This window comes from Paramaledivibacter caminithermalis DSM 15212 (assembly GCF_900142245.1).
GTDB classification, from domain to species: domain Bacteria; phylum Bacillota; class Clostridia; order Peptostreptococcales; family Caminicellaceae; genus Paramaledivibacter; species Paramaledivibacter caminithermalis.
Map to the genome: position 1 here is coordinate 12,497 of NZ_FRAG01000015.1, position 11,498 is coordinate 23,994.

Annotated in this window: 12 protein-coding genes; all 12 read right to left on the minus strand. The window is 30.6% G+C overall.

The genetic code is table 11. From position 1 onward, the window contains the following. Positions 1 to 21: 21 nt before the first annotated feature. A complete protein-coding gene (locus tag BUB36_RS07560; protein WP_242655740.1) occupies positions 22 to 729 on the minus strand; it encodes a polysaccharide deacetylase family protein in 708 nt (235 codons plus the stop codon). A gap of 114 nt (positions 730 to 843) precedes the next feature. Beyond that, positions 844 to 2,946 carry a polyribonucleotide nucleotidyltransferase gene (locus BUB36_RS07565; RefSeq protein WP_073148643.1) on the minus strand — a complete coding sequence of 701 codons (2,103 nt, stop codon included), beginning with the start codon at positions 2,944 to 2,946 and terminating at the stop codon, positions 844 to 846. A 196-nt stretch (positions 2,947 to 3,142) separates the two neighbouring features. Then, complete coding sequence (rpsO, locus tag BUB36_RS07570; RefSeq protein WP_073148645.1) at positions 3,143 to 3,412, minus strand: 30S ribosomal protein S15; 270 nt, start codon at positions 3,410 to 3,412, stop codon at positions 3,143 to 3,145. Between the two features lie 238 nt (positions 3,413 to 3,650). Further along, on the minus strand, positions 3,651 to 4,577 hold the full coding sequence (locus tag BUB36_RS07575; RefSeq protein ID WP_073148647.1) for a bifunctional riboflavin kinase/FAD synthetase: 927 nt from the start codon (positions 4,575 to 4,577) through the stop codon (positions 3,651 to 3,653). A gap of 146 nt (positions 4,578 to 4,723) precedes the next feature. Beyond that, complete coding sequence (gene truB / locus BUB36_RS07580; RefSeq protein ID WP_073148649.1) at positions 4,724 to 5,620, minus strand: tRNA pseudouridine(55) synthase TruB; 897 nt, start codon at positions 5,618 to 5,620, stop codon at positions 4,724 to 4,726. Positions 5,621 to 5,636: 16 nt separating this feature from the next. After that, complete coding sequence (locus BUB36_RS07585) at positions 5,637 to 6,608, minus strand: DHH family phosphoesterase (RefSeq protein WP_073148651.1); 972 nt, start codon at positions 6,606 to 6,608, stop codon at positions 5,637 to 5,639. Continuing rightward, complete coding sequence (rbfA, locus tag BUB36_RS07590) at positions 6,601 to 6,984, minus strand: 30S ribosome-binding factor RbfA (protein WP_165613050.1); 384 nt, start codon at positions 6,982 to 6,984, stop codon at positions 6,601 to 6,603. The genes BUB36_RS07585 and rbfA overlap by 8 nt, the downstream gene beginning before the upstream one ends. A gap of 103 nt (positions 6,985 to 7,087) precedes the next feature. Further along, the gene (gene infB / locus BUB36_RS07595; protein WP_073148655.1) at positions 7,088 to 9,133 is read right to left on the minus strand and encodes a translation initiation factor IF-2; all 2,046 of its coding nucleotides are present in this window, start codon (positions 9,131 to 9,133) and stop codon (positions 7,088 to 7,090) included. Between the two features lie 20 nt (positions 9,134 to 9,153). After that, positions 9,154 to 9,468, minus strand: coding sequence for a L7Ae/L30e/S12e/Gadd45 family ribosomal protein (locus BUB36_RS07600; protein WP_073148657.1), 315 nt, complete (start codon positions 9,466 to 9,468; stop codon positions 9,154 to 9,156). Further along, a complete protein-coding gene (gene rnpM, locus BUB36_RS07605) occupies positions 9,461 to 9,730 on the minus strand; it encodes an RNase P modulator RnpM (RefSeq protein ID WP_073148659.1) in 270 nt (89 codons plus the stop codon). The genes BUB36_RS07600 and rnpM overlap by 8 nt, the downstream gene beginning before the upstream one ends. Positions 9,731 to 9,767: 37 nt before the next feature. Then, the gene (gene nusA / locus BUB36_RS07610) at positions 9,768 to 10,811 is read right to left on the minus strand and encodes a transcription termination factor NusA (RefSeq protein WP_073148661.1); all 1,044 of its coding nucleotides are present in this window, start codon (positions 10,809 to 10,811) and stop codon (positions 9,768 to 9,770) included. Between the two features lie 12 nt (positions 10,812 to 10,823). Continuing rightward, the gene (locus tag BUB36_RS07615) at positions 10,824 to 11,291 is read right to left on the minus strand and encodes a ribosome maturation factor RimP (protein WP_073148663.1); all 468 of its coding nucleotides are present in this window, start codon (positions 11,289 to 11,291) and stop codon (positions 10,824 to 10,826) included. Positions 11,292 to 11,498: the final 207 nt, after the last annotated feature.

The window sequence follows — 11,498 nt, forward strand, 5'->3', positions numbered from 1 at the left end:
ATTATAATTTAGTTTATATATTTAATCAAGACTATTCAAAACATCAGAGACAGTACCGATTTTTATATTCTTTTCTTTTATTGCTTCTATCATGTAATCTAATGCCTTAACCGTTTCTTTTTTAGGGTGCATTAAAACAATTGATGACTTCAATGGCTTACCTAAAACTCTTTTTATAATTTTATCACTAGTAGAATCCTTACGCCAATCTATTGTATCAATATTCCATAATATGGTTTTATAACCACATTCACTGGCTACTTTTAATGTTATATCATTAAAATCTCCTGCAGGAGGTGCAAAATAGTACATATCCTTACCTAAAATATCTTTAACAATGTTATGGGTTTTTTCTATTTCTATCTTATTATCCTCTATACCTAGCTTACTATGCATTCTATGTCCATATCCATGATTACCTATTTCATGCCCTTGCTCATCAATTTTTTTTAGCATATCAGGATTATTTTTTGCCCATCTTCCACTAACAAAGAATGTTATCTTAATATCATGTTTTTTTAAAATATCAAGCATTGGTGGTATAAATTCTGTTCCCCAATCAACATTACAGGTAAATGCTATATAATCCTTATTACTTCCTTTACGTATAGGTGTCAATTCCTCATTCCTAAAGACTGATAACACGGTTTCATTATACAAAAATGATGTAAGTATTAAAATCACCAATAAAAAAACTGGTATTATAAAGGTTTTTGTAGTTCTTGTCACATACATCCCTCCCCTACTTAATCTTATGAAGGGAAGGTTGTATATATTAATATTTCATTTAAATGGTGACAAAAATCACAATGAATCAACTAAAAAACATAAACCTTGTTTGGTTTATGCTTTCTTGCTTTTTTCTTCATTAGCTGCTAGTGCCGCTTTTCTAGATAAATTTATTCTACCTTGCTTATCTATTTCAGTAACCTTAACAACTATTTCATCTCCAACCTTGAATAAATCTTCTACCCTTGGAATACGTTCTTTTGCCATTTGGGAAATATGAACTAAACCTTCTTTGCCTGGAAGAATTTCTACAAAAGCTCCAAAGGAAGTTATTCTAACTATTTTCCCTACATAAATTTCTCCAACTTGGACTTCTTTTACAATTTCTTCTATTATTCTTAAGGCCTTATCACCTTGCTCCATACTATTAGCTGTTATAAATATATCTCCATTATCTTCTATATCTATTTTAACATCGGTTTCAGCAATTATTTTATTGATAGTTTTACCACCTGGACCAATTATATCTCGTATCTTTTCAGGGTCAATCTTTGTTTTTATTACCCTTGGTGCATATTTGGACATTTCTGTTCTAGGCTTTGAAATTACTTCGTTCATCTTATCAAGTATAAATAATCTTCCTATTCTTGCTTGTTCTAAAGCTTTTTGCAAAATCTCTTTATTGATTCCATGAATTTTAATATCCATTTGAATTGCTGTAATCCCTTCTGCAGTTCCAGCAACCTTAAAATCCATGTCTCCTAAAAAGTCTTCCATTCCTTGTATATCACTAAGTATAGCTACCTTATCATCTTGTTTTATTAATCCCATGGCTATACCAGCTACAGGAGCTTTTATTGGTACGCCTGCATCTAAAAGAGATAATGTACTACCACAAACACTGGCTTGAGATGTACTTCCATTTGAACTGAGCACCTCAGAAACTAACCTTATAGCATATGGGTAATCCTCTTCAGAAGGAATTACAGGCTCTAACGCTCTTTCAGCTAATGCTCCATGTCCTATTTCTCTTCTGCCTGGCCCCCTTAAAAATCTAGTTTCTCCAACACTGTATGGCGGGAAATTGTAATGGTGCATGTATCTTTTAGATTCTTCAAGTCCTAGTCCATCTAATACTTGAGCATCACCAAGAGCTCCTAAAGTGGCAATGGTAAGAACCTGAGTTTGGCCTCTTGTGAATAGACCTGATCCATGGGTTCTAGCTAACAATCCTACATCACAGGTTATTTTTCTAATCTCATCTAATTTTCTATTGTCTGGTCTTATCCCTTCTTTAGTTATCATTTCTCTAACAAGCTCTTTTATAATGCTTTCTAGAACAGTTTTTATATCTTTTTCATTTTCAGGATACTCTTCAATAAATTTGTTTACAACTTCTTCTTTTACTATTTCAATATTTTCATTTCTTTGTTGTTTATCTTCTGTTCTAATGGCATCCTTCATTTTTTCAACTGCATATTCTCTTACTTCTTTATCAATATTTTCATCTACTTTATACAGTTCTACCTCTTGTTTTTCTTTTCCAATCTCTTTAACTATTCCTTCTATAAACTGAACTATAGCTTTTATTTGATCATGTGCAAACATTATACCATCAAGGATTACATCTTCAGGAATTATATTTGCACCTGCCTCAACCATCATAATTGCATCCTTAGTTCCAGATACAACCAAATGCATCTCTGTAAGTTCTCTTTCCTTAGCAGTCGGATTTACTACAAATTTACCATCTATTAAACCTACTGCTACAGAGCCAGTTGGCCCATCAAAGGGTATATCTGATATCGATAATGCTATAGAAGAACCAATCATAGCTACAATATCTGGAGTACAATCCTGATCCACAGATAAAACTGTTGCAATAACTTGTACATCATTTCTATATCCCTTTGGGAATAATGGACGGATAGGTCTATCAATTAATCTAGAAGTAAGAACTGCCTTTTCTGTAGGCTTTCCTTCTCTTTTAATAAAACCACCAGGAATTTTTCCAACGGAATACTGCCGTTCTTCAAAATCAACACTCAAAGGAAAAAAATCAATACCTTCTCTTGGCTTTGCTGAAGCTGTTGCAGTAACCAATACAACGGTTTCACCATAGCTTAAAAGTACAGCACCATTGGCTTGCTCAGCTACTTTTCCTATTTCTGCTTTAAGGGCTCTACCAGCAAGCTCCATTTCAAAAACTTTTACCATTTTATACCTCCTTAGTCTAATATATAAATATATACTATGAAATTAGATATAATAATTTATTTCTATATTAAAATATTATATCCTACTAATTAATAAAAAAGTCTTTTAATAAAATAAAAATAGTATGTATTAACTCAATGATTTAATTTTCATGAAAATAATAAAATAATAGAGCGGGTTATACCCCCGCTCAAAACTATTTTCTTAATCCAAGTTTAGTAATCAATGTTCTATATCTTTCAATGTCATTATTTTTAAGATAATTTAATAAATTTCTTCTTTTACCAACCATCTTTAAAAGACCTCTCCTTGAATGATGGTCTTTTTTATGAATCTTTAAATGCTCATTTAATTCATTAATTCTATAAGTAAGTAATGAAATTTGAACCTCTGGAGAACCAGTATCAGATTCATGAACCTTATGTTCTGCAATTATCTTGTCTTTAATTTCTTTAGTTAAAGCCATATTGTCACCTCCTCTTTTTTATCCCCTTATGCCTAGAATAACGTTGGTGAATCGATGTTCTAAGCAAAAGGTTCTTCGCTATGAAATTTTAACATAAAAAATGAATATTGTAAATATATAATTGCAAATAAATATAAAAATATTCTATACTTTACTTCCACTAAAATTAATGATTACAAAATTATATGAGAATGATTCAAAACTTGCAACCAAAAGGATATTCTAATACATCTTCAATCTATATATTAAAATAATCTTTAGCAAAAGCAATATCTTTATTTACTTGTCTATATAGATCATCTACATTATTAAATTTTATCTCATCTCTTATCCTACAAAGAAACTCTATTGTAATTTCTTCGTTATATATTTTTTTATTAAAATTCATTATATGTGTCTCTATATTGTAATTTTTTTGATTGAATGTGGGATTAAAGCCTACATTTGTTATGCTGCTGTATCTATTATTATTTATTATTGTTTCAGTTACATAAACACCAGGTTTAGGCAGGCACAAGTTAAAGTCAATTGAAATATTTGCTGTGGGAAAACCTTGTTTTCCTCCAAATTGCTTACCCTTTATAACTTTTCCTGCAATAGAATATTTTCTACCAAGAAAAGAATTTGCCTTATCAATTAAGCCATTAGACAATTGATTTCTTATGGATGTACTACTGATAACTTCATCACCTATCATAACAGGTGCGACAACATTTAAAGCAAACCCATATTTTTTTGAGAATTTTTCTAATAAGCTTGTATCACCCTCAGCATTTTTGCCGAAACGACAATCATTACCAACTACCATACAACTCATATTTAATTTTTCTAATAATATTTTTTCAACAAATTCCTTTGCTCCAATATTTTTCTGAAATTCATCAAACTTAACTAAAACTAAATAATCCACCCCTATTTTTTCAAGCAAACCTATTTTTTGATTATTATTTATAATTAGTTTCGGTGAACTTTTAAAATTAATTATTCCTCTCGGATGATTAGAAAATGTGTAAATAACACTTTTAAGGTTTTCTTTTACACATTTTCCCTTAAGTGTATTAATTAATGTTTGATGACCTTTATGAAGTCCATCAAAGGATCCAAGAGAAACCCCAGTTTTGTCAGTTATTTTATCTATTTCTTCTAACGAATATATTACTTCCATTGAGCTTCTCCTCACTAGTTTTACTAAGAAAATAAATATTAATTTACATAATTTTTCTTATTCTGTCTTCAATTTAACTCATTGTGCTAGCTTTCATGCCGAGGATTTTTCAAACAAAAACTTAATTACTGACACAATGAGTTAATTTAAATAAATAACTTCTTTATTTTTATAAAAGAATTATTTTTTCTTTTATTATACATACCTATACCTATAAATTTTTCTTCTATATATAATCTTACTAGTTGATTATTTTTGATTATACTATTAGTTTTATAAAAATTTTCTTTTACAGGTACTCCATTAAGAGTTGATTTTGCAGCTGATAAAGCTATATCTATCCTAGGCATATCACTTAAAGGATAATCTATTTTATATAAATACCTTTTATTAATGGTATCTATATCTGCTTCATCTAATTCTTCTATAGTTACAGAATCTTCAAGCTTGAATACACCGCTTTGAAGTCTTGCTAAAAATGACATATGCCCACCGACACCAAGATTTTTGCCTATATCATGACATAATGTTCTAATATATGTTCCTTTAGAACATTTTACATCAAAAAGAACCCTGTTTTCAACAATATTTATTATATTTATATAATAAATATATACTCTTCTTGCTTCACGCTTAATCTCTTTACCTTCTCTAGCAAGCTCATAAAGCTTTTTTCCTTTATATTTTAAGGCGGAATACATTGGAGGAATTTGAAAAATCTCTCCCTCAAATGAATTAAAAGCTTCAAGAATTTCTTTTTTTGAAACATTTGTGTTGTTTTGAGATATAATATTCCCCCATTTATCTTGGGTATCTGTAACTGCTCCTAAAGTTAATTCAGCCCTATATACCTTTGTATCATTCTCCATGTACTGTATTACCTTTGTAGCTTTCCCAATACATATAGGCAGCACTCCTGTTGCCATAGGATCTAAGGTTCCCGTATGTCCAACTTTTTTCAAATTGATTTTTTTTCTAACAAAGGATACTACATCATGGGATGTCATATTTGGAGGCTTAGCAATATTTAATATACCTTTCATATCTTCACCTGTCAAACTAAAATATATTTTTGAATTTTTCTACTATTAATTTTTTTGCGTTTTCTATGGTATCAAAAATAGTGCAGCCTGAAGCCTTTTTGTGCCCTCCACCATTAAATTCTTCAGCAATAGCACTTACATCAATATCATACTTCGAACGAAATCCAACCTTAATTTCATTTGGAGAAAGCTCCTTAAGTAATACAGCAACCTCAACCCCTTCAATATCACGGGCATATTCTATAATGCCATCTGCATCTCCAGGAGATAAATTATTAGACTCAAACACCTGTAGTGAAATATACATTAAAGAAAGCCTGCCATCGTAAAACCTTTCAAGGTTGTTTAATGCATCAGATAAAAGCTTAATTTTATTAATGGGTCTATTTTGATAAAGCTCAGTAATAATGTAGTTTGTATCTATTCCTGCTTCAAGTAGGTTAGCAGCTATTCTTAAGGTTTTTGGAGAGGTATTGCTGTATTTGAAGCTTCCAGTGTCGGTAGATAATGCAACATAGAGATATGTAGAAATATCCTTACTTAATTCTATATCTAAACACTTAGTAATTTCATATATTATTTCTCCACATGAAGAAGCCTCAGCATCAACATAATTGTACTTACCATAGTTTCTATTTGTTATATGATGATCTATATTTAAAATCTCTTCACAGAGTCCTAGGAGCTTATATCTATCTCCTAATCTATCAACATCGCTAGTATCTATAGTAACTATCAAATCTGGTTTCATATCTAAATTTAAAAAAGATTTGGTTGACATAATATTATTATTGTCATTATCTATTAAAAATTTTAAATTTGAAGGAATGTCGTCATCAAGTATAATTAATGTATCATTTCCTATATCTCTAAGAGCATTTGCAAGTGCTAAAGAAGAACCTAGTGTATCCCCATCTGGAAGTATATGGGGAAGAATTATTACATGTTTTCTTCCCCTTAGGATATTAACAATGTCCTTACTAATCATTATCTTCCACTTCCTGTTTCGAAGGAGCAAGCTTATTGACATTTTCAATAAGCTTACTCATGTATACTCCCTGCTTAATAGAATCATCAGACTTAAATATAGGCTCAGGTGTATATCTAAGCTTTAAATGCTTTCCCAATTCTTTTCTAATAAAACCCTTAGCATTATTTAAAGCTTCTATTGTTTCATCATGGTTATCGGAATCCTTGCCAAATGTACTGACATAAATATTTGCATATCTTAAATCACCTGTAGTTTCAACATGTGTAATACTTGTTAGTTTTGATATTCTAGGATCCTTTAATTCATTCATTATTAAGCTGCTAACAATTTTCTTTATTTCTTCAGAAATTCTGCTTGTTCTAGAGTATCGCAATTTTTTCACCATCCTTATTGATGCGTTAATGGTATTATTTAAACAAAATTAAGGTCAATTAACTTTTATTTAATTCAAATAATATTAATATAAAGTATTATTACTAAGCTCTTGAAACCTCTTCAATAATAAATGACTCAATTATATCTCCTTCTTTGATATCATTGTAATTTTCAAGACCTATACCACATTCGTATCCAGTTAGAACTTCTTTCACATCGTCCTTAAATCTCTTTAAAGAAGATATCTTTCCTTCAAAAATAACAATTCCATCTCTAACTAATCTTGCACTTGAGCTACGAGTAACTTTACCCTCAAGAACATAACCACCTGCTATAACACCAATATTTGGCACTTTAAAGGTTGCTCTTACTTCTATTTTACCAAGTACAACTTCTTTATATTCAGGCTCTAACATACCCTTCATAGCAGCTTCTATATCCTCTATAGCCTCATATATAATTCTATATGTTTTAATCTCAATATTTTCTCTTTCAGCTAAATTTGTAACACTAGATGAAGGTCTTACATTAAATCCTATTATAATCGCATTAGAAGCTGAAGCCAATAGTATATCAGATTCTGTAATAGTTCCTATTGCACCATGAATAACATTTACTCTTACTTCCTCATTTGTCAATTTAACTAATGATTGTCTTAATGCTTCTACAGACCCTTGGGCATCAGCCTTTACAATAACATTTAAATCCTTTACTTTTCCTTGTTGTATCTGATTAAATAGATCCTCGAGAGATACTTTTTGATTAACCCTCAAATTCTTAGCTCTTATCTCTTGTTGACGTTTTTCAGCTATCTGTCTAGCTGTCTTATCATCTTTAGCTACAATAAATTTATCACCAGCTTCTGGTACATCTGAAAGACCTAGTATTTCAACGGCAGTGGAAGGACCAGCCTTTTTTATTCTCTTTCCTTTACTATTAAACATAGCCCTAACTCTTCCATAAGTATGTCCAGCAATTATTGAGTCACCAACACTTAATGTTCCAGTTTGAACTATTACAGTAGCAACAGGTCCTTTTCCTTTATCCACTTCAGATTCTATTATTGTTCCCATAGCGGGTCTATTAGGGTTAGCTTTTAATTCCTGCATTTCAGAAACTAAAATAATCATTTCCAATAGATGATCAATACCTTCGCCCTTTACGGCTGAAACAGGTACACAAACAACGTCTCCGCCCCATTCTTCTATTAATACTCCATGCTCTGATAATTCTTGCTTTACTCTATCAGGATTAGCATTTAATTTATCGATCTTGTTCACCGCAACTATCAATGGAACCCCTGCTGCCTTAGCATGATTTATTGCCTCAATAGTTTGTGGCATAACTCCATCATCTGCAGCAACTACTAATATGGCTATATCTGTGATTTGTGCTCCTCTAGCACGCAGTGTAGTAAAGGCCTCATGACCAGGTGTATCTAAAAATACTATTTTTTCTCCATTTATTTTAACTTCTGAAGCCCCTATATGTTGAGTAATACCCCCAGCTTCACCAGCAGTAACTTCAGTTTCTCTAATAGCATCCAATAAAGATGTTTTGCCGTGGTCAACGTGTCCCATAACAGTTACTATAGGTGCACGTTTTACTAAATCTTCGGGATTATCTATTATTTCTTCAAATATATCATCTTCCATATCTTCTTGTGTATTTTCTAATATACAACTAAATCCATATTCTGTAGCTATTACTTCCGCTGTTTCGAAATCTATTTCTTGATTTATTGCAGCCATAGTTCCTAGGTTCATTAATTTCATTATTAAATCGTTTGGATTAACATTTAATTTTTCAGCTAGTTCTTTTACAACTATTTTTTCTGATAACTTTAATTCTTTTTCTTTGGTATTATTTTGATTAGTCAAATTTTCTTCCTCGCTTTTTTTATCTTTATCCTTTATATTTTTATTTTTAGATTTCTTATTATAATTAGTTTTATTATTTTTCCCTTTATTACCGTTCTCTTCTTTATCTTCAGATTGGTAGTATTCAAGGATAAGATTTGCATCTTCATCATCTAGAGTACTCATATGATTCGCCACTTCAAGATCAAATTCATTCAATTTGGCTATAAGCTCTTTACTTGAGACACCAATTTTTTTTGCCAACTGATAAACTCTAGTCTTTGACATAATTTCACCCCCTATAATATTTACATATCAAATTTTGCTTTATAAAGTTCTAGTATTTTTTCTGCAAAATTTGAATCTTTAATACCTAATATTGCCCTATTATATTTACCTATTGCCTTTGATAGTTCATCTCTACTAGAATATATTATATATGGAATATTTTTTAAATTACAAAGATTTATAAAATCCTCTTTGCTGTTTTGAGACGTATCTTCAGCAATAATTACAAGCTTAATCCTATTTTTTTTTATATATAGCTTAACAGTGTTCTCACCTGAAAAAAGACTTCTAGATTTTTGAGCAAATCCTAATAATGATAAAATTTTATCATTCATTATTTTTTAGCTCCTCCATTAACCTTTCATAAATATCTTCTGAAATTTCTTGTCCAAAGGCTCTATTAAGGGATTTTCTTTTTTGGGCTGCTTTTAAACATTCTTCATTTGGACAGATATATGCACCTCTCCCGTGGGCTTTTCCAGTAAAATCAATATTAATTCTTCCCTCTTTATTCTTGACAATTCTAATCATATCTTTTTTATTTTTTTGTTCATTACAGCCCACACATTTTCTAAGGGGTATTTTTCTTTTTTTCATATTTATACCTCCTCACTTAAAACAGTAGATTTACTTTTTATTCACCTTTATATTGTGATTCGCTTTTTATATCTATTTTCCATCCTGTAAGTTTTGCTGCTAACCTAGCATTTTGTCCTTCTTTTCCAATTGCTAAGGATAACTGATAATCTGGCACAACAACTAAAGCTGATTTTTCATTTTCATCGTTTATTTCCACCTTTAATACCTTTGAAGGACTTAAGGAATTGGATATAAATATAGCTGGATCTTTATCCCATTTTATTATATCAATTTTTTCACCCTTTAGCTCGTCTACTATATTTTGTACCCTTACGCCTCTTTGCCCTACACATGCGCCTACTGGATCAATATTGATATCTGCAGAATATACAGCAATTTTAGTTCTAGAACCAGCCTCCCTCGATATTCCTTTTATCTCAACAATTCCATCGTGAATTTCTGGAACTTCCAATTCAAATAGTCTCTTCACAAGACCTGGATGTGTTCTAGATACTTGTATTTGTGGGCCTTTAGTAGTCTTTTTCACTTCAACAATATAGGTTTTTATTCTGCTACCTTGCTTATATATTTCTCCTTGTATTTGTTCATTGGGAAGTAATAATGCTTCAATTCTACCAAGATTTATATAAACTGTACCTTTACTTATTCTTTGAATAATTCCAGTTACTATTTCACTTTCTCTGTTTGCATATTCTTGAAATATTACAGATCTTTCAGCTTCTCTTATTCTTTGTACAACTACTTGCTTAGCTGTTTGAGCTGCTATTCTCCCAAAATTTCTAGGTGTCACTTCTTCTTCTATGATATCAGCTATTTCATAATTAGGATCAATTTTTTTTGCCTCTTCTAAACTAATTTCAAATAAGTCGTTTTCTACGTTTTCCACTACTTCCTTTCTCGAATAAACCTTAACAGATCCGTTATCTCTATTTATTATAACCTTAACATTTTGAGATGACCCGAAATTTTTTTTGTAGGCGGTAATCAATGCAGCTTCAATTGCGTCAATTAGCATATCTTTGGATATTCCCTTTTCCTTTTCAAGCTGATCTAAGGCATCAAACAATTCATTTTTCACAATTTATACCCCCTAATCGAAGTTGATTGAAAGTTTAACCAATGCAACTTTATCTCTGGCAATTTCTACTTCGCCTTTTTCTTCTCTATTAATAATAACTTTATTATCCTTCAAGCCCATCAACTTACCTTTAATGATCTTCTCACCATTTAATGTATGATATAATCGTGCTTCCACCAATCTACCCTTATACTTCTCAAAATCTTTTTCTTTTTTTAATTGTCTTTCTATACCTGGTGAAGATACCTCTAAAAAATAATTTTCTTCAATTGGATCTAATTCATCAAGTTTTTCATTCAAGTATTCACTTACTAGTTGACAATCATCTAAGCTTACTCCGTTTTCTTTATCTAGGTATACTCTAAGGTATCTATGCTGACCCTCTTTAACAAATTCTACATCAACTAGCTCCAGATTATTTTTATCCAAAAATGGTAGAGCTATTTCTTCAACTATATCTACAACGCGTTTCTTTTTCAATTTTAAACCTCCTTTATATTTTTTTATAACAGGTACAAAATTATAAGCTTATTGATATTGTAGGTAAATACACTTTTTTATTTGTATAGGTAAAATCTACATTAAACGAAGTATATTTCAAATTAGAAATTTTGTTCTATTCGTATTTTTCCGTAAAATTCCACACTATATACCTATAAGTATAAAATACAATATTTATTTACTTAA

What these genes read in the sequence shown, in the direction of transcription:
- rnpM (WP_073148659.1), bottom strand. Translation starts at nt 9,730, where the DNA reads ATGAAAAAAAGAAAAATACCCCTTAGAAAATGTGTGGGCTGTAATGAA.
- BUB36_RS07575 (WP_073148647.1), bottom strand. Translation starts at nt 4,577, where the DNA reads ATGGAAGTAATATATTCGTTAGAAGAAATAGATAAAATAACTGACAAA.
- truB (WP_073148649.1), bottom strand. Translation starts at nt 5,620, where the DNA reads ATGAAAGGTATATTAAATATTGCTAAGCCTCCAAATATGACATCCCAT.
- BUB36_RS07565 (WP_073148643.1), bottom strand. Translation starts at nt 2,946, where the DNA reads ATGGTAAAAGTTTTTGAAATGGAGCTTGCTGGTAGAGCCCTTAAAGCA.
- BUB36_RS07585 (WP_073148651.1), bottom strand. Translation starts at nt 6,608, where the DNA reads ATGATTAGTAAGGACATTGTTAATATCCTAAGGGGAAGAAAACATGTA.
- infB (WP_073148655.1), bottom strand. Translation starts at nt 9,133, where the DNA reads ATGTCAAAGACTAGAGTTTATCAGTTGGCAAAAAAAATTGGTGTCTCA.
- BUB36_RS07600 (WP_073148657.1), bottom strand. Translation starts at nt 9,468, where the DNA reads ATGAATGATAAAATTTTATCATTATTAGGATTTGCTCAAAAATCTAGA.
- rpsO (WP_073148645.1), bottom strand. Translation starts at nt 3,412, where the DNA reads ATGGCTTTAACTAAAGAAATTAAAGACAAGATAATTGCAGAACATAAG.